General features: G+C 73.8%; 13 protein-coding genes. 6 read left to right on the top strand and 7 right to left on the bottom strand.

What is annotated here, in order from left to right:
- Positions 1–80 precede the first annotated feature (80 nt).
- A complete protein-coding gene (locus RND61_RS20455; RefSeq protein ID WP_315879460.1) occupies positions 81–2594 on the bottom strand; it encodes a DEAD/DEAH box helicase in 2514 nt (837 codons plus the stop codon).
- Positions 2595–2715: 121 nt separating this feature from the next.
- Between RND61_RS20455 and RND61_RS20460 the strand changes: the two genes are divergently transcribed.
- Positions 2716–3507, top strand: coding sequence for a metal-dependent hydrolase (locus tag RND61_RS20460; RefSeq protein WP_315879461.1), 792 nt, complete (start codon positions 2716–2718; stop codon positions 3505–3507).
- 46 nt (positions 3508–3553) lie between these two features.
- Here the strand turns inward: RND61_RS20460 and RND61_RS20465 are convergent, their stop codons facing one another.
- The 3 genes from RND61_RS20465 to RND61_RS20475 form a co-directional block, all read right to left on the bottom strand.
- Positions 3554–5341 (bottom strand): ABC transporter ATP-binding protein, encoded by a 1788-nt coding sequence (locus RND61_RS20465; protein ID WP_315879462.1) that lies wholly within the window; start codon positions 5339–5341, stop codon positions 3554–3556.
- Positions 5338–7137 (bottom strand): ABC transporter ATP-binding protein, encoded by a 1800-nt coding sequence (locus RND61_RS20470; protein WP_315879463.1) that lies wholly within the window; start codon positions 7135–7137, stop codon positions 5338–5340. The genes RND61_RS20465 and RND61_RS20470 overlap by 4 nt, the downstream gene beginning before the upstream one ends.
- A 488-nt stretch (positions 7138–7625) precedes the next feature.
- Positions 7626–8075 (bottom strand): MarR family winged helix-turn-helix transcriptional regulator, encoded by a 450-nt coding sequence (locus RND61_RS20475; protein WP_315879464.1) that lies wholly within the window; start codon positions 8073–8075, stop codon positions 7626–7628.
- Positions 8076–8194: 119 nt separating this feature from the next.
- Here RND61_RS20475 and RND61_RS20480 point away from each other — a divergent pair, with 119 nt between their 5' ends.
- Both RND61_RS20480 and mltG read left to right on the top strand, forming a co-directional pair.
- Positions 8195–10084, top strand: coding sequence for an ABC transporter ATP-binding protein (locus RND61_RS20480; protein WP_315879465.1), 1890 nt, complete (start codon positions 8195–8197; stop codon positions 10082–10084).
- Positions 10085–10342: 258 nt separating this feature from the next.
- Positions 10343–11206, top strand: coding sequence for an endolytic transglycosylase MltG (gene mltG / locus RND61_RS20485; protein WP_315879466.1), 864 nt, complete (start codon positions 10343–10345; stop codon positions 11204–11206).
- Positions 11207–11220: 14 nt separating this feature from the next.
- Here the strand turns inward: mltG and RND61_RS20490 are convergent, their stop codons facing one another.
- Positions 11221–12321 (bottom strand): NAD(P)-binding domain-containing protein, encoded by a 1101-nt coding sequence (locus RND61_RS20490; RefSeq protein WP_315879467.1) that lies wholly within the window; start codon positions 12319–12321, stop codon positions 11221–11223.
- A gap of 63 nt (positions 12322–12384) precedes the next feature.
- On the opposite strand from RND61_RS20490, the gene RND61_RS20495 reads away from it, so the two are divergent.
- On the top strand, positions 12385–12807 hold the full coding sequence (locus tag RND61_RS20495; protein ID WP_315879468.1) for a secondary thiamine-phosphate synthase enzyme YjbQ: 423 nt from the start codon (positions 12385–12387) through the stop codon (positions 12805–12807).
- Positions 12808–13258: 451 nt separating this feature from the next.
- Here the strand turns inward: RND61_RS20495 and RND61_RS20500 are convergent, their stop codons facing one another.
- Together RND61_RS20500 and RND61_RS20505 are read right to left on the bottom strand one after the other, a co-directional pair.
- Positions 13259–13957, bottom strand: coding sequence for an HAD family hydrolase (locus RND61_RS20500; protein WP_315879469.1), 699 nt, complete (start codon positions 13955–13957; stop codon positions 13259–13261).
- Entirely contained in the window at positions 13954–14469 is a 516-nt protein-coding gene (locus tag RND61_RS20505; RefSeq protein ID WP_315879470.1) for an Lrp/AsnC family transcriptional regulator, read from the bottom strand. The genes RND61_RS20500 and RND61_RS20505 overlap by 4 nt, the downstream gene beginning before the upstream one ends.
- A gap of 344 nt (positions 14470–14813) precedes the next feature.
- Here RND61_RS20505 and RND61_RS20510 point away from each other — a divergent pair, with 344 nt between their 5' ends.
- Together RND61_RS20510 and RND61_RS20515 are read left to right on the top strand one after the other, a co-directional pair.
- Positions 14814–16841, top strand: a complete 2028-nt coding sequence (locus RND61_RS20510) for a hypothetical protein (RefSeq protein WP_315879471.1) — start codon at positions 14814–14816, stop codon at positions 16839–16841.
- 100 nt (positions 16842–16941) lie between these two features.
- On the top strand, positions 16942–18198 hold the full coding sequence (locus RND61_RS20515; protein ID WP_315879472.1) for an ABC transporter substrate-binding protein: 1257 nt from the start codon (positions 16942–16944) through the stop codon (positions 18196–18198).
- The last annotated feature ends 22 nt before the right edge of the window (positions 18199–18220 follow it).

Consider the following 18220-nt stretch of genomic DNA (forward strand, 5'->3'; position numbering starts at 1 on the left):
GGATCTCCGGTTCTTCCTCTCACGAAAGGGGGGGCTGTCGGAACGGGGGCGCGAAACGGCCGGCCGGGGCGGGGGAGGGGTCAGAACGGACCCACGTCGGTGACCCGGACCACCGCGCGGCCCTCCTCGTCCGAGGCGGCCAGGTCGACCTCCGCGCTGATGCCCCAGTCGTGGTCGCCGTTCGGGTCGGCGAAGGTCTGCCGGACGCGCCACAGGCCGTGCTCCGGGTCCTCCTCGATGGACAGCAGCTTCGGGCCGCGCGCGTCCGGGCCCGTGCCCAGGTCGTCGTACTCGTCCCAGTACTTGTCCATCGCCTCGCCCCACGCGTCGGCGTCCCAGCCGGACTCCCCGTCCATCTCGCCCAGCTCCTCGACCTGGTCCAGCGCGGCCAGCTCCACCCGGCGGAACATCGCGTTGCGCACGAGGACCCGGAAGGCGCGGGCATTGGCCGTGACCGGCTTGACCTGGTCGGCCTTCTCCTGCGCCTCCTCGGCGGTCTCCACCTCCGGGTTGGCCAGCTGCTCCCACTCGTCGAGCAGGCTGGAGTCGACCTGGCGGACCATCTCGCCCAGCCAGGCGATCAGGTCCTCCAGGTCCTCGGTCTTCAGGTCGTCCGGGATGGTGTGGTCCAGCGCCTTGTACGCGCCCGCCAGGTACCGCAGCACGATGCCCTCGGTGCGGGCCAGCTCGTAGAACGACGTGAACTCGGTGAAGGACAGCGCCCGCTCGTACATGTCGCGGATCACCGACTTCGGCGACACCGGGTGGTCACCGACCCACGGGTGCGACTTCCGGTACAGGTTGTACGCGTGCCACAGCAGCTCCTCCAGCGGCTTCGGGTACGACACCTCCTGGAGCCGCTCCATCCGCTCCTCGTACTCGACGCCGTCCGCCTTCATCGCCTGGACGGCCTCGCCGCGCGCCTTGTTCTGCTGGGCGGCGAGGATCTGCCGCGGGTCGTCCAGCGTCGACTCGACGACCGAGACCATGTCGAGCGCGTACGACGGCGACTCCGGGTCGAGCAGCTCGAACGCGGCCAGGGCGAACGTCGACAGCGGCTGGTTCAGCGCGAAGTCCTGCTGGAGGTCGACGGTGAGCCGGATCGTGCGGCCCTCCGCGTCCGGCCGGTCCAACTGCTCGACCACGCCGCCGTCCAGCAGCGACCGGTAGATCGCGATGGCGCGGCGGATGTGGCGCAGCTGGTTCCTGCGCGGCTCGTGGTTGTCCTCCAGGAGGCGGCGCATCGCCTCGAACGCGTCGCCGGGCCGGGCGATCACGGACAGGAGCATCGTGTGCGTCACCCGGAACCGGGAGGTCAGGGGCTCCGGCTCGGACGCGATCAGCTTCTCGTACGTGTTCTCCGACCAGTTGACGAAGCCCTCGGGGGCCTTCTTGCGGACGACCTTGCGGCGCTTCTTCGGGTCGTCGCCCGCCTTCGCCAGGGCCTTCTCGTTCTCGATGACGTGCTCGGGCGCCTGCGCGACCACGAACCCGGCCGTGTCGAACCCGGCCCGCCCGGCGCGGCCGGCGATCTGGTGGAACTCGCGGGCGCGCAGCGTGCGCACCCGGCTCCCGTCGTACTTCGTCAGGGCGGTGAACAGCACCGTGCGGATCGGGACGTTGACGCCGACACCGAGCGTGTCCGTACCGCAGATCACCTTCAGCAGGCCGGCCTGGGCGAGCTTCTCCACCAGCCGCCGGTACTTCGGCAGCATGCCCGCGTGGTGCACGCCGATGCCGTGGCGGACGTACCGCGACAGGTTCCGGCCGAACGCGGTGGTGAACCGGAAGTTGCCGATCAGTTCGGCGATCCGGTCCTTCTCCTCGCGCGTGCACATGTTGATGCTCATCAGCGACTGCGCCCGCTCGACGGCGGCCGCCTGCGTGAAGTGCACGATGTAGACCGGCGCCTGCTTGGTCTCCAGCAGCTCGGTCAGCGTCTCCGTGATCGGCGTCGTCCGGTACTCGTACGACAGCGGCACCGGGCGCGTCGCCGAGCGGACCACGGCCGTGGGGCGACCCGTACGGCGCGTCAGGTCCTTCTCGAACATCGACACGTCGCCGAGCGTCGCCGACATGAGGACGAACTGCGCCTGCGGCAGCTCCAGCAGCGGGATCTGCCAGGCCCAGCCCCGGTCCGGCTCCGCGTAGAAGTGGAACTCGTCCATCACGACCTGGCCGATGTCGGCGTCCTTGCCGTCGCGCAGCGCGATCGACGCCAGCACCTCGGCCGTGCAGCAGATCACCGGGGCGTCGGCGTTCACGGACGCGTCGCCGGTCAGCATGCCGACGTTCTCCGTGCCGAACAGCTTGCACAGGTCGAAGAACTTCTCCGACACGAGCGCCTTGATCGGCGCCGTGTAGAACGTGACCTGGTCATGGGCGAGCGCCGTGAAGTGCGCGCCCGCCGCGACCAGGCTCTTCCCGGAGCCGGTGGGGGTGGAGAGGATCACGTTGGCGCCGGACACCACCTCGATCAGCGCCTCCTCCTGGGCCGGGTAGAGCGAGATGCCCCGGCCCTCCGCCCACGTCGAGAAGGCCTCGAAGAGGGCATCGGGATCGGCGGTCTGCGGTAGCTGATCGATAAGGGTCACGCCTCCATCTTGCCTGGCTTCCTCCGGGAAGCGGGAACCGGCCACCACCTCGAAGATCACGAGCGGTACCCTGTGCCGTCAACTCGGCTACACCACACGAACACCGGGGCGGGGCACGCACATGATGGGACCGGCGCACTCACTCTCCGGGGCCGCAGCCTGGCTGGGGGTGGGGGCCGCGGCCACGGCCGCCGACCGGCCCATGCCGTGGCCGGTCCTCGTCGCCGGAGCGCTGATCTGCGCGGGCGCGGCGCTCGCCCCCGACCTCGACCACAGGTCGGCGACGATCTCCCGCGCCTTCGGGCCGCTGTCCCGCTGGCTGTGCGAGGTGGTCGACAAGCTGTCGTACGCCGTGTACAAGGCGACCCGCACGCGCACCGACCCGCGCCGGAACGGCGGCCACCGCACCCTGACCCACACCGCGGTCTGGGCGGTCGCCATCGGCGCCGGCAGCTCCGCGCTCGCCGTCACCGGTGACCGCTGGGCCGTCCTCGGCCTCCTCTTCGTCCACCTCGTCCTCGCCGTCGAGGGCCTGCTGTGGCGGGCCGCCCGGGTCTCCAGCGACGTGCTGGTGTGGCTGCTCGGCGCGGCCGGCGCCTGGATCCTCGCCGGCATCCTGGACCAGCCCGGCGGCGGCGCGGGCTGGCTGTTCGACGCGCCCGGCCAGGAGTACCTGTGGCTGGGGCTCCCCATCGTGCTCGGCGCGCTGGTGCACGACGTCGGCGACGCGCTGACCGTGTCGGGCTGTCCCGTCCTGTGGCCCCTGCCGATCCGGCGGAAGCGCTGGTACCCGGTCGGGCCGCCGAAGGCGCTGCGCTTCAAGGCGGGCAGCTGGGTGGAGGTCAGGGTGCTGATGCCGGTGTTCACGGTGCTCGGCGGACTGGGCGGCGCGTCCGCGCTCGGCGTGATCTGAACCGCCTGCCGCCGGGGCCCGGCGGGCGGCCGGGCCCCGCGCGCCGTCACGGTCGCCCGTGCCAGGACATCCACAGCGCCGCGTACGCCCCGTCCGCCGCGACCAGCGCGTCGTGGCTGCCCAGCTCGCTGATCCGGCCGTCCTCGACCACCGCGATCAGGTCCGCGTCGTGCGCCGTGTGCAGCCGGTGCGCGATCGCCACCACCGTACGGCCCTCCAGCACCCGGGCCAGGGACCGCTCCAGACGGCGGGCCGCCCGGGGGTCGAGCAGCGACGTCGCCTCGTCCAGCACGAGCGTGTGCGGGTCCGCGAGCACCAGCCGGGCCAGCGCCACCTGCTGGGCCCGCGCCGGGGTGAGCCCCCGGCCGCCGGAGCCGACCTCCGTGTCCAGGCCGTCGGCCAGCGCCCGCGCCCAGCCGTCGGCGCCCACCGCGCGCAGCGCCTCCCACAGCTCCCCGTCGTCCGCGCCGGACCGCGCCAGCAGCAGGTTGTCCCGCAGCGTCCCGACGAACACGTGGTGCTCCTGGTTGACCAGCGCCACGTGCTCGCGGACCCGTTCGGCCGGCATCCGCGCCAGTTCCGCCGAGCCCAGCGTCACCCGGCCGGAGCCCGGCGCGTAGATCCCGGCCAGCAGCCGGCCCAGCGTCGACTTGCCCGCGCCGGACGGGCCGACCAGCGCCAGCCGCGTCCCCGGCGGCACCTCCAGCGACACCCGGTGCAGCACGTCGACGCCCTCGCGGTACCCGAAGCGCACCTCGTCCGCGCGCAGGTCCCGCCCGTCCGGCCGCACCGAACCGTCCCCGGCGTCCGGCTCGATCTCCCGGACGCCGACGAGCCGGGCCAGCGACACCTGCGCGACCTGCAGCTCGTCGTACCAGCGCAGGATGATCCCGACCGGGTCCACCAGCATCTGCGCGAGCAGCGCGCCCGTGGTCAACTGGCCCACGTCCAGCCAGCCCCGCAGCACGAACACCCCGCCGATCAGCAGCACCGACGCGAGAACCGTGATGTGGGTGAGGCTGACCACCGGGAAGAGCACCGACCGCAGGGAGAGCGTGTACCGCTCCCAGCCGATCCACTGCCCGATCCGCCGGTCCGAGAGCGCGACCCGCCGCGCCCCCAGCCGGTGCGCCTCCACCGTGCGGCCCGCGTCGACCGTCTCGGCCAGCGCGGCGGCCACCGCCGCGTACCCGGCGGCCTCGGAGCGGTACGCGGCGGGCGCCCGCCGGAAGTACCAGCGGCAGCCGGCGACCAGCAGCGGCGCCGCCACCAGCGCCGCGAGCGCCAGGGGCGGCGCGGTCACCGCGAGCCCGCCCAGCAGCAGGGCCGCCCAGACCACGCCGATCGCCAACTGCGGCACGGCCTGCCGCATCGCCTCGGCCAGCCGGTCGACGTCGGTGGTGATCCGGGACAGCAGGTCACCGGTCCCGGCCCGCTCCAGCACACCGGGCGGCAACCGCACCGACCGGACGAGGAAGTCCTCGCGCAGATCGGCCAGCATCTCCTCGCCGAGCATCGCCCCGCGCAGCCGCATCAGCCACACGAACAGCGTCTGCGCGGCGAGCGCGGCGGCGAACAGCAGCAGCGTCCCCTCCAGGCGGATCCCGCCCGCCCCGGCCGAGATCCGCTCCACCAGCGACCCGAGCAGGTACGGGCCGACCATCGACGCGACGACCGCGACGGCGTTGACGGCCACCAGGACCGCGAACGCCGTACGGTGCCGGCGCAGCAGCTCCCGTACGTACCCGCGGACCGTGTCGGGGCCCGCCACGGGCAGCGTCGTCGCGGACTGCGGGGCCGCCGGGTCGTACGGCGGCGGTGCCAGGCCGATCATGCGGTCTCCTCGATGTCGACGAGGTCCGGGGTGCGGAGGTCCGCGGCCCCGGCGGGTTCCGCGCCGCGGGAGACGACCGCCCGGTACCGCGGCTCGGCGCGCAGCAGCTCCCGGTGGGTGCCCGCGGCGACCGCCCGGCCGCCGTGCACCAGCACCACCCGGTCGGCCAGGTCCAGCAGCAGCGGCGACGAGGCCAGCACGACCGTCGTGCGCCCCTCGCGCAGCCGCCGCACGCCCTCGGCGATCCGCGCCTCGGTGTGCGAGTCCACCGCCGACGTCGGCTCGTCCAGGACCAGCACTTCCGGGTCGGCCACCAGCGACCGGGCCAGGGCGAGCCGCTGGCGCTGGCCGCCCGACAGGGACCGGCCCCGCTCGGTGATCCTCGTGTCCATGGGGTCGCCGCCCGGCTCGGGCGACGCCTGCGCCAGCGCGTCCAGCACGTCCCCGCACCGCGCCGCCTCCAGCGCCTCGCCGGCGTCGACCGCGCCGGACGACGGCACGTCCAGCAGCTCCCGCAGCGTCCCGGAGAGCAACACCGGCTCCTTGTCCTGGACCAGCACCGCCGTACGGGCCGCCTCCAGGGGCAGCCCGTCCAGCGGGACGCCGCCCAGCAGGACCGGCACGTGCTCCCCGCCGGGCTCCGCCGGATGCCCGCCCAACCGCTCGGCGAGCCGCCCCGCCGCGTCCGGGTCGCCGCACACGACGGCGGTGAACCGCCCGGCCGGGGCCAGCACCCCGCTCGCCGGGTCGTACAGGTCCCCGCCCTCCGGCACGGACCGCGCGGCGCCCGCCCCCGGCGCGGTACGGGACAGCGCCAGCACCCGCGCGGCGCGCCGGGCCGAGGGCCGCGAGAACGAGTAGGCCATCGCGATCTCCTCGAACTGGCGCAGCGGGTACTGGGTCAGCAGTACCGCGCCGTACACGGTGACCAGGTCGCCGACCGCGATCCGGCCCTCCAGCGCCAGCCGCGCCCCGTACACGACGACCCCGGTCAGCAGCAGCCCCGGCAGCACCACCTGGACGGCCGCGATCAGCGCCCACGAGCGGGCGCTGCGGACGGCGGCCCGCCGCACCTCCTGCGACACGGCGCGGTAGCGGCCGAGGAACAGCTCCTCGCCGCCGATGCCGCGCAGCACCCGCAGCCCCGCCACGGTGTCCGTGGCCAGCTCCGTCGCCCGGCCGGCCCTCTCCCGCTGCTCGTCCGCCCGCCGGGTCGCGCGGGGCAGCAGCGGCAGCGGCGCGAGCGCCAGCACCGGCACGGCCAGCGCGACGACGACGCCCAGCTCCGGCTCGTACAGGACGAGGCCCACGCAGACGGCGACCAGCGTCGCCGCCGCGGCGGCGAACCGGGACAGCGCCTCCACGAACCAGCTGATCTTCTCCACGTCCCCGGTGGAGACGGCGACGACCTCGCCCGCGGCGACCCGCCGGGTGAGCGCCGAACCGAGTTCGGCGGCCTTGCGGGCGAGCAGTTGCTGCACCCGCGTCGCCGCGCCGATCCAGTTGGCGACGGCCGTCCGGTGCAGCATCAGGTCGCCGAGGGTGAGGGCCCCACCGAACAGGGCGATCAGTCCGCCGGCGAGGGCGAGCCGGCCGCCCGAGCCGTCGACGACGGCCTGGACGGCGAAACCGACGCCCAGCGGCAGTCCGACGATGCCCAGGTTCATCAGGAGGCCCCAGCCGAGCGAGGCCAGTTGGCCGCCGAGCCGGCGCGTGAGCAGCCAGAGCAGGAAGCGGGAACCCGAACGGACGTCGGGTTCCCCGGGGTCGCTGTACGGAAGGTGACGGAGCTGCATGACGTCCCAGGCGGTTCGGCGGTCGGATTGCGGAGCGGGAGAGGGGCCGGGGCCAACACGGCGACGGCGACGCGAAGACGTGTCAGGTTGACCCCGGGGCCCCGCCCGGGGCAATCGGTTTTCCCGCGGGCGCGCACGGAACAGGCCGATGGCCCGTCCTCGTCCCGGCCTTCGGTGCCGGGCCTGTCCCCGCGCTTCACCCCCTGCCTGTGGGGCGGCGCGGGGCACGGGCGTGATCACCGGTTCGGCGCCCGCCGCCGGTGTGCCGCCCGGCGGGCCACCGGCCGCCGCGGCGGCCGGACGGGCCGGGGGCCCGGCGGAGCCTGAAAGCGGTCGGCGCGACCCGGTGACCCGCGACCTGGTGACCTGCGACCCGGTGACCGCCGCACCCCGTCCCCCGGCCGGAGGGTGCGCCCTCTTGATCTGGGATCAGCGGTCGGCCCGATCCTCCCCGTGGCGCACGGCCCCTCGCCGGCGCGCGCGGCGGCTCAGCGGCGCTGCTCCGGCACTCCGTCGACCAGAGCGGACAGCAGACCCCCGAGCACCTCGCGCTGCTCGGCGGTCAACGGGGCCAGGACGTCCTCCGCGGCGGCCCGGCGCGCGCTCCTCAGCAGCCTCAGCGTGGCGCGCCCCTCGTCGGTGAGCTCGATCCGGATGACGCGGCGGTTGGCCGGGTCGGGGACGCGGCGCACCCGGCCGCTCGCCTCCAGCCCGTCGACGAGGCTGGTCACCGCCCGGGGGACGACCTCCAGCCGCTCGGCGAGGTCGGCCATGCGGGGCGGCCGCTCGTAGTGCGCGACCGTGCGCAGGAGGCGCGACTGCGCGGGCGTGATGCTGAGGTCCGCGGCCGCCAACTCCCGCTGCTGGCTGCGGTGGAGGCGGCGGGTCAGCCGCAGCAACTGCTCGGCGAGCAGGCCGTCGGCGTCGGATGCATTCATGGTCGAAGAGTATCAGGACCATGCTCATTGTGAGGATAGGTAACAATGAGGTACGCTCTGCGTCGCAGGACCGTGCCCCGCCCCCGCGGGGCGCGCGACCGACCGGCCGGAAGGAGCCCATGCGTATCCACGCCGAGTCCACCTGGACTCCGCCACCCCCCGATCCGGACCAGCCCCCGGCGCAGATCGGGCGCATCCTGCGCCTCTTCCGCCCCTACCGCGGACGGCTCGCCTTCGTCGGCCTGCTCGTCGGCGCCTCCTCCCTGGTCGGGGTCGCCTCGCCGTTCCTCCTGCGCGAGATCCTCGACACGGCCATCCCGCAGGGGCGCACGGGGCTGCTCAGCCTGCTCGCGCTCGGCATGATCCTCACCGCGGTGGTGACCAGCGTCTTCGGCGTCCTGCAGACGCTGATCTCGACCACGGTCGGACAGCGCGTCATGCACGACCTGCGCACGGCGGTCTACGCGCAGCTCCAGCGCATGCCGCTCGCCTTCTTCACCAGGACGCGCACGGGCGAGGTCCAGTCGCGCATCGCCAACGACATCGGCGGCATGCAGGCCACGGTGACGTCGACGGCCACCTCGCTCGTCTCCAACCTGACGGCCGTCGTCGCGACGGTCGTGGCGATGCTCGCGCTCGACTGGCGGCTCACGGTCGTCTCGCTCCTCCTCCTGCCCGTCTTCGTGTGGATCAGCCGCCGGGTCGGCAGGGAGCGCAAGGCGATCACCACGCAGCGGCAGAAGCAGATGGCCGCCATGGCGGCGACGGTCACTGAGTCCCTGTCCGTCAGCGGCGTCCTGCTGGGGCGCACCATGGGCCGCGCCGACTCGCTGACCCGGTCCTTCGCCGCCGAGTCCGAGCGCCTGGTCGACCTGGAGGTCCGCGCCTCCATGGCCGGGCGGTGGCGGATGGCGTCCGTCAGCATCGTCATGGCCGCCATGCCGGCGCTGCTCTACTGGGCGGCCGGGCTCGCGCTCCAGGCGGGCGGACCGGCGATCTCCATCGGCACGCTCGTCGCCTTCGTCTCCCTCCAGCAGGGCCTGTTCCGCCCCGCCGTCAGCCTGCTCTCCACGGGCGTGCAGATCCAGACCTCGCTCGCCCTCTTCCAGCGGATCTTCGAGTACCTCGACCTGCCGGTGGACATCACCGAGCCCGAGCGGCCCGTGCGCCTGGAGAGGATCCGCGGCGAAGTCCGGTTCGAGGACGTCGACTTCCGCTACGACGAGGAGGACGAGAAGAGCGGCCCCACGCTCGACGGCATCGACATCGTCGTACCGGCGGGCAGCCGCCTCGCCGTCGTCGGCGCCACCGGCTCCGGCAAGTCCACGCTCAGCTACCTGGTGCCCCGCCTCTACGACGTGACCGGAGGCCGGGTCACGCTCGACGGCGTCGACGTCCGCGACCTCGACTTCGACAGCCTCGCCCGCGCGGTGGGGGTCGTCTCCCAGGAGACGTACCTGTTCCACGCGTCGGTCGCCGACAACCTCCGTTTCGCCCGGCCCGACGCCACCGACGCCGAGATCGAGGCCGCCGCCAAGGCCGCCCAGATCCACGACCACATCGCCTCGCTGCCCGACGGGTACGACACGCTGGTCGGCGAGCGCGGCTACCGCTTCTCCGGCGGCGAGAAGCAGCGCCTCGCCATCGCCCGGACCATCCTGCGCGACCCGCCCGTGCTCATCCTCGACGAGGCGACCAGCGCCCTCGACACCCGGACCGAGCAGGCCGTCCAGCAGGCGATCGACGACCTGTCCGCCGGCCGGACGACCATCACCATCGCCCACCGGCTCTCCACCGTCCGCGACGCCGACCAGATCGTCGTCCTGGACGCCGGCCGCATCGTCGAGCGCGGCACCCACGCCGAACTGCTCGCCAGGGGCGGCCGGTACGCGGCGCTGGTCCAGGGTGACGCGCGGATGGACGCGGAAGCGCCGCCGCTCCCGTGGGACGGGGGAGCGGCGGCGCCGGACGGAGCGAGCGTCAGACCAGCCAGCCCACGAAGTGGATGACACCGGCGAGCAGGTGGGTGATGAGGTCCATGAGGTGAGTCTCCTTGTGCGTCGTACAGGTGTGGGACTACGCAATCGCGGTCTGCAGCCCGTCGCTTGCGCACCGTAAGCATCCTGCGCCACGGAGGAGCGGGGCGACGAAACCGGTACGACCACACGTTCTGACGAACACCCGATCCCGCGTTCGTTTGTTCTGTCATACGTGTCGTTATGTCTTATATGCGGAATTTCTTAAAGTCTGAGGGTTAGCGTGCCCGTATGAGGCACGAGTCACAGAGGACGTCCCACCGCAGGCGCCCCAGGCCCCGACTGACCCGCCGCGGCCGCGTGGTCCTGATCACCGGCGTGCTCGCCCTCGTCGCGACGGCCACCCTGGTGCCGCTCCTCCTCTTCCGGGAACCCCCCGCGCCGCGGAAGCCGCCGCAGAAGACCCGGACGCTGCTCATCCCGGAGGGCTGGCGCGCCGGCCAGGTCTACGAAGCCGTGGACGAGGCCCTGCGCGTGCCGCCCGGCACCACCCGCGCCGAGGCCGCCACCGCCGGGCTCGGCCTGCCGGCCGCCGCGCGCGGCAACCCCGAGGGCTTCCTGTTCCCGGCGACGTACCCGTTCGACGGCACGACCACGCCGCGGAGCCTGCTCCGGTACATGATCACCACGGCGGGGGAGCGGTTCGGGAAGGCGAAGGTCACCCAGGGCGCCCGGCGCAACGGCATCAGCCTCTACGAGACGGTCACCATCGCCAGCATCGTCCAGGCCGAGGCGGACACGGAGGACGACATGGGCAAGGTGGCCCGCGTCATCCACAACCGGCTCGCCCGCGGCATGCCCCTCCAGATGGACTCGACGCTCAACTACGCCCTCGACCGCTCCACCCTCGACACCTCCCACGCCGACACCCGCATCGAGAGCCCGTACAACACCTACGCCACCGCCGGGCTGCCGCCGACGCCGATCGGCAACCCCGGTGAGCAGGCCGTGCGCGCCGCGATCGACCCGCCGCCCGGCGACTGGCTGTACTTCGTCACCGTCAAGCCCGGCGACACGCGCTTCACCGCCGACTACGACGAACAGCTGGCGAACGTCGAGGAGTTCAACGAGAACCGCCGCAACGCCACCCCCTGACCGAAGACGGGCGCTCAGGCCGGCACCGGCTCGCGCTCCAGGAGCCGCCGCACGTCGCGTACGGCGGCCCGCCCGGCCCGGTTGGCGCCGACGGTCGACGCGGACGGCCCGTACCCGACGAGGTGGATCCGCCCGTCGCGCACGGCGCGGGTGCCGTCCACCCGTATGCCGCCGCCCGGCTCGCGCAGCCGCAGCGGCGCCAGGTGGTCGATCGCCGCCCGGAAACCGGTCGCCCAGAGGATCACGTCCGCCTCCACGAACCGCCCCCCGTCGCCCGCCGCGCCCGGGTCCCACACGACGCCGGTCGGGGTGATCCGGTCGAACACCGGCAGCCGGTCCAGGACGCCGCGCGCCCGCGCCTCCCGGACCGCGTCGTTCAACGGCAGCCCCGTCACGCTCACCACGCTGCGCGGCGGCAGGCCCCGGCGCACCCGCTCCTCCACGAGGGCGACCGCCGCCCGCCCCTCGGCCTCGCCGAAAGGCCCCTCGCGGAACACCGGCTCGCGCCGCGTCACCCACGTCGTCCCCGCCGCCACGTCGGCGATCTCCATCAGGTGCTGCGTACCGGAGGCCCCGCCGCCGACCACGACCACCCGCCGCCCGGCGAACGGCCCGGGCCCCGGGTAGTCGGCCGTGTGGAGCTGCCGCCCCCGGAACGTCTCCTGTCCCGGGTAGCGCGGCCAGAACGGCCGGTCCCAGGTGCCCGTCGCGTTGATCAGCGCCCGCGCCGCGTACACCCCCTCGGACGTCTCGACGCGCAGCCGGCCGCCGTCCCCCTCCCGCACCGCCGTCACGTCGACGGGCCGGTGCACCCGCAGGTCGAACGCCTCCTCGTACCGGGCGAAGTACCCGCCGATCACCTCGGCGGACGGACGGCTCGCGTCCGCCCCGGTCAGCTCCATCCCGGGCAGCGCGTGCATCCCGTGCACCCTGCCGTACGTCAGTGACGGCCACCGGAACTGCCAGGCCCCGCCCGGCCCCGGAGCGTGGTCCAGCACGACGAAGTCCCGGTCCGGCACGTACCCGGCGCGCCGCAGGTGGTACGCCGCGGACAGCCCGGCCTGCCCGGCGCCCACGACGACCACGGCCACGTCCCGCACCTCGAAATCGTTCACGATTCCACCAACCACCCGGGCGCGGCGGATCTTCCCGGCCCGCCGAGCGGGCACCATGGAGACATGAGCGACGCATTCACCACCCGCACGCTGAGCATCACCACCGGACACCGCGAGACCGTCCACGACCTGACGGAGGCGTGCGCCGCCTTCCTCGACGAGGTCGCGGCCGGCCGCGACGGCCTGCTGAACGTCTTCACCCCCCACGCCACGACCGGCGTCGCCCTCATGGAGACGGGCTCCGGCAGCGACGACGACCTGCTGGCCGCCCTGCACGCCCTCCTCCCCGCCGACGACCGCTGGCAGCACCGCCACGGCACCCCCGGCCACGGCCGCGACCACGTCCTCCCGGCCCTGGTCCCGCCCCACGCGACGCTCCCGGTCGTCGCCGGCCGTCTGGCCCTGGGCACCTGGCAGTCGGTGTGCCTGGTCGACACGAACAAGGACAACCCGGACCGCACGGTCCGTCTCAGCTTCCTGGGGTAGCCCGCGCTTGGCGGCCCCGTCTCGCCGGTGACGGCGCGCCTCCGGCGCGCCCGTGCCGGACACCCGCCGCCGCACCGCTCCGACCCGAGCGGGCGCGGGCCCCGGGCCGGAGCGGATCGCCCCCTTGTGCGCGCACGAAACCCGCGTGACCGGGCAGACCGCCGAGCCGCCCCTCCGCCTGGACCCGGTCCGGCACGAGGACGCCGTGTACGAGGACCCGACGGCCACCGCCACCGCCGCCGCTCCCGGACGCGGCGCCCCGGCGCCGTGGACACGGCCCGCCGCGGCCCGGGGCGGGGCACGGCCTCCCGAGCGACGGCGCGGACGGGCCCGGGGCGACGGGGGACCGGGCGGCGGCGCGGACGGGACGGGGCCGGGATGAGCGGACCCCGGGATGGTGACGCGGATCCCGGGCCGGGGGGAGCAGGCCCCGGGCCCGGGGTGCGGGCCCCTATCCCCTCTGCCGCGCGCCCCACGCGCCCGGGCGCCGCCGGACGAAGTCGTACGCCTCCGACGCGCGGAACGCGCTCTGGCCGCCCCGGAACAGCAGGCCCGCCCGCTGGAACGCCGGGGCGTCGGCCGTCGCCGGGACGTACGGCACGGCGACGCAGCGCATGCCCGCCGCGTGGGCCGCCTCCGCGCCCGGCGGGGCGTCCTCCACGACGACGCAGTCGGCCGGGTCGGCGCCCAGCCGGCGGGCCGCCTCCAGGAACACGTCCGGCTCCGGCTTGCCGTGCGGGACCTCCTCGGCCGAGACCACCGCCCGGAAGTACCCGGCCAGGCCCGTACCGGCGAGGACCGCCTCGATCGCCGCCCGGGAGGAGCCCGACGCCACCGCCGTCGGCACCCCGTCGGCGTGCAGCCGCTCCACGAACAGCCGCATCTCGGGGAAGACCGCGGTCCCCGCCCGGGCCAGCTCCAGGTAGTGCCGGTTCTTGCCGGCGAGCAGCTCCTCCAGCGGCGCGTCGATGCCGTACTCGGCCTTGAGGGCCTCCAGCGTCTCGCGCGTCCCGATGCCGATGAAGTCGGTGTGCCGCTCCCAGTCGAAGCCGGTGACGCCGTAGCCCGCGAGGAGCCTGCGGCCGGCCTCGTAGTAGTTCGGCTCGCTGTCGACGAGCGTGCCGTCGAGGTCGAAGACGACGGCGGTCACCGCACCTCGCCCCCGCCCGCCCGGGGCGTCCGCGACGCGGCCCGCGACTGCCTTCCCACGGCCTCCACCAGCGGCAGCAGCCGGAACGGCACCCGCTCGCGCAGCGCCACCTCGGTCCGCGTCCGCACGACCCCGGGCAGTTGGATGAGCTGTTGGATGACGTCCTCCAAGTGGGCGTTGTCCCGGGCCACCACCCGGGTCAGGAGGTCCCCGCCGCCCGTGATCGAGAACGCCTCGACGATCTCCGGTACGGCGGCCAGCGCGTCGCCCACCTCGTCGAGGTGCCCCTGGGTCACCTCGACGTGGACGAAGGCGAGCACCGGGTGGCCCAGCGCGGCGGGGGAGAGGAACGGGCCCGTCCCGGTGATCACGCCGTCCCGCTCCAGCCGGTCCAGCCGCGCCTGGAGCGTGCCGCGGGCGATCTTGAGGATCCGCGCGTACTCCCGCACGCTCGTGCGGGGCTGCTCGATCAGCAGCCGGAGGATCCGGGTGTCCAGTTCGTCTATCGGCATGGTCCTTCGCCCCCTTCGTGGCCGGGCGGTCCGTATCGCGACTGTACCAATGGCACCGTGTCCGCCGTCCGGGTCCGGCCGGCGGTCCGATGGGCTCCATATGGGGGAGGGCCGTTTCTGCCCGACTGGCCGAGGAGTTGGCCCAAAATCGCCGGAACCCCGGCCCGAAAGCGGCCGCACACCCCGTGACCACGGTGTCGCCCCTCCGGCTGACGCGCCGGAGGGGCCCGTGTGTCGGACCGGAGCGCCGCGGCGGCGACGAGTACCGTTGACGGCCCATGAGCTGCGGCGTATCACTTTCGGCTAGTGCCGTAACTCTCTTCCTCCAGGGAGGTGTTCCGTCTGTGGCGACGCGACGCGCGTTCCTCGCCGGCTCGACCGCGGTCTTCTCCGCGACCCTCCTGCCCCCCTCTCCCGAAGCACACGCCGAATCCGGGAGCCAGCTCATGCGTGAACCCGAGTTCATCGGAGTCCCCCTCGCCGACGTCCTGCTGCTCGGGGGCACCGTCGCCCCGGGCCCGTCCGGGAAGCAGGCCCTGTGGAACGCGTCGACGGGCAAGCCCGCCCGTCTCAACGCCGTGGATCCCACCACCGGTGACCTGCTGGTCAGCGCGCCGCTGACGGGGGGTGACGGAGCCTGGTCCGTCACCGCGGCCCCCAGCGGCGTGTACGCGGGCACCTACGGAAACGCGCACCTGTACCGCTGGACGCCGGGTTCCGGCGACGTCGCCGAGGACCTGGGCCTCCCGGTGGCCGGCCAGACGTTCATCTGGAGCCTCGCCGCCGACTCCGAGGGCAGGGTGTGGGGCGGTACGTTCCCCGGCGGCAGGGTCTTCCGCTTCGACCCGGCCACCCGCTCCTTCACCGACTTCGGCCAGGCCGTCCCCGGCCAGACGTACGTGCGCAGCATCGCCTGCTCCGGTGGCAAGGTCTACACCGGCTCCTACGCGGCCGCCCACATCGCCGAACTCGACCCGGCCACCGGCGTCTTCACCGAGCTGCCCACCCCGCCCGGGCTCGGCAGCATCACGGGCAAGCAGGTCTACGACCTCAACGCGTACGACAACCGGCTGTACGCCCGGATCGGCTCCGACGCCCCCAGCCCGCTGTTCGTCTTCGACCTCGCCACCCGCACGTGGTCGGACCCCATCCCCGACGCCCACGGCCTGAGCGTCTCCCCGCCGGACGAGAACGGCGGGGTGTACTTCGTGCAGCGGGGCGAGCTGCGCCGCTACGACCCGGCCACGGGGCAGATCACCGGCACCGGCCTGATCCTCGACGGCAAGGTGCAGAACGTGCGCGCGCTCGGCTGGGCCGAACTGGGCCTGCCCGACTACCCGGGCCGGAGCGTCGTCGGCACCCTGTGGCGCGGCGACATGTTCCGGTACAACCCGACCACGGGCGCGCACGCCGTCCTGGGGACGAAGATCCGCAGGGAGCCGATCGACATCCAGGCCATCGCGGCCGGCGGCCGGCGCACCCTGTACGTGGGGGGCTTCCTCAACGGCGGCCTGTCGTCCCTCAACACCTCGACGGGCGCGGTGTCCTTCCACCGCTTCGGCCAGATCGAGGCGATCCTGCGCGACTCCGAGGGCACGGTCTGGATCGGCCAGTACCCCGACGCCCGGCTGTTCCGCTACCGGCCGGACCAGGAGTGGAACAGCCCCGAGTACTCCCCGGGGGGCCCGCCCGGCACCCCGGCCAACCCCGAGGTCGTCCTCACTCTGAAGCCCCAGCTCCAGGCGCGGGCCCGCGCCCTGGCCGAGGTCGACGGGAAGATCGCGGTCGGCACGGTCCCGGAGGGCAACCGCCTGGGCGGCGGCCTGGCCCTGTACGACAAGGACACCGGCGAGTGGACGTTCGTCCGCCACGTCGTGCAGGACATGTCCGTCGTCGCCCTCGCCGCCGACGACGGCGTGGTCTACGGCGGCGCGTCGATCTTCGGCGGCCTCAGCACCACCCCGACCACCCGGAAGACCGGCGCCGCCTTCGCCTGGGACGTCGAGCGCGGTGAGAAGCTGTGGGAGCTGGAGCTCGTCGAGGGGATAGGAGCCGTCAGCGCGATCGAGGTCTTCGGCGGGGTGGTGTGGGCCCTCTCCGGGCACACGCTCTTCGCCATCGACCCGGAGAGCGCGCAGGTCCTCAGGCGCCTGAAGCTCGGCACCCGGAGCAACGACGGCGCGATCGCGGTCAGCCGCCAGAAGCTGTACGTCTCCGTCGACGGCGCGCTGATCTTCCGGATCGACCCGCTCTTCCCCGACCGCGACCCGCGCCTCCTGGTCAACTTCCCGCACCGGCGGCTCGCCGCCCACGAGGGGTGGCTGTACTTCAGCCGCGGCCCGGAGCTCTACAAGGTCGACGTGCGACGCTGAAGCCGCGCCCATTGACAGCCGTTTTCTGCCCGGTTACTTTCGGCCCCGACCGAAAGTGACCGGGCACGCGTATCCTTCTCAGGCCTTGCGGAGGCCCTCCATGACGACAGGCTCCAAGCGCGCCATCACCCCCCTCGCCCTCCTCGCCGCGGCCTCCCTGCTGGCCGGCTGCGGCGGCGACGGCGGGGCCGGAACGAACGACGTCACCGTCTGGATGTACCCCGTCATCGCGGACCCCGAGGTCAACTCCGCCTACTGGGCGCAGATCGAGAAGGACTTCGAGAAGGCCCACCCCGGCACCACGGTCACCGTCGAGCAGCAGCCCTGGGAGAACCGCGACGAGAAGCTCGCCACCGCCTTCGGCAGCGGCAAGGGCCCCGACGTGGTGCTGCTCAACCCGGACCAGGTGCCGCAGTACCTCGCCAGCGGCGCCATCGGCCCCGTCGACAAGGCGGTCGAGGGGGTCAAGGACAAGTTCCTCCCCAACGCCCTGACGGCCCTCACCCACGACGGCAAGCTGTACGCGGTGCCGATCTACCACACCGTCACCACGACGCTGTACAACAAGAAGCTCCTCGACCGGGCCGGCATCACCGAGCCGCCCGCCACCTGGGACGAGGTCAAGGCCGCCGCCCCCAAGCTGAAGAAGGCCGGCGTCGCCACCCTCGACTACTCGGCGAGCAACGAGGCGACCCTCAACCTGAACTTCTACCCGCTCCTGTGGCAGGCCGGCGGCAAGGTGTTCTCCGAGGACGGCAAGAAGGCCGCCTTCAACGGGCCCGAGGGCGTCGCCGCCCTCACCTTCCTCACCGACCTCTACAAGGCGGGCGCCGTCCCCCGGACGGCCCTCACCAACACCAACATCTTCGCCGACCACCCCATGGGCAAGCAGCAGGTCGCCATGGGCTTCTCCAGCACGCTCGCCGACGCCGACCTGGCCCGCAAGGCGTGGGGCGCCGAGAACGTCGTCGTCGGCAAGCCGCTCGGCGACGTCAAGCAGGTCGCCTTCGGAGTCCCCGGCGGCCTGGGCCTCAACGCCGACTCCCGCAACACCGCGGGCGCCGAGAAGTTCCTCGCCTTCATGACGGAGCCGGCCCGCATCCAGAGCCTCGGCAAGGCGAGCGGCTTCCTCTCCCCGCGCACCGACGTGACGGTGCCCAGCGACGCCCCGTACGCCAAGCGGTTCCAGGAAGCGCTGCCGTTCGCCTACCCCGGTGAACCCAGCCCCGTCGCCCGCCAGCTCATGTCCCTGATCGCCCCCGAGATCCAGGCCGCGCTCACCGGGCGCAAGAGCCCCAAGGAGGCCCTGGACGCGGCTGCCGCCCGGGCCGACGACCTGCTGGCACGGCAGCGTTGACGGCGGGCACGGCCGGCGAGCG

Origin of the sequence: Streptomyces tamarix (assembly GCF_032423885.1) — a bacterium.
Taxonomy (GTDB): Bacteria; Actinomycetota; Actinomycetes; order Streptomycetales; family Streptomycetaceae; genus Streptomyces; species Streptomyces tamarix.

Bases quoted from the DNA above. Each gene is read 5' to 3' on its own strand.
- RND61_RS20470 (WP_315879463.1), bottom strand. From the start codon at position 7,137: ATGCAGCTCCGTCACCTTCCGTACAGCGACCCCGGGGAACCCGACGTC.
- RND61_RS20475 (WP_315879464.1), bottom strand. From the start codon at position 8,075: ATGAATGCATCCGACGCCGACGGCCTGCTCGCCGAGCAGTTGCTGCGG.
- RND61_RS20495 (WP_315879468.1), top strand. From the start codon at position 12,385: ATGAGCGACGCATTCACCACCCGCACGCTGAGCATCACCACCGGACAC.
- RND61_RS20460 (WP_315879461.1), top strand. From the start codon at position 2,716: ATGATGGGACCGGCGCACTCACTCTCCGGGGCCGCAGCCTGGCTGGGG.
- RND61_RS20480 (WP_315879465.1), top strand. From the start codon at position 8,195: ATGCGTATCCACGCCGAGTCCACCTGGACTCCGCCACCCCCCGATCCG.
- RND61_RS20465 (WP_315879462.1), bottom strand. From the start codon at position 5,341: ATGATCGGCCTGGCACCGCCGCCGTACGACCCGGCGGCCCCGCAGTCC.
- mltG (WP_315879466.1), top strand. From the start codon at position 10,343: ATGAGGCACGAGTCACAGAGGACGTCCCACCGCAGGCGCCCCAGGCCC.
- RND61_RS20505 (WP_315879470.1), bottom strand. From the start codon at position 14,469: ATGCCGATAGACGAACTGGACACCCGGATCCTCCGGCTGCTGATCGAG.
- RND61_RS20515 (WP_315879472.1), top strand. From the start codon at position 16,942: ATGACGACAGGCTCCAAGCGCGCCATCACCCCCCTCGCCCTCCTCGCC.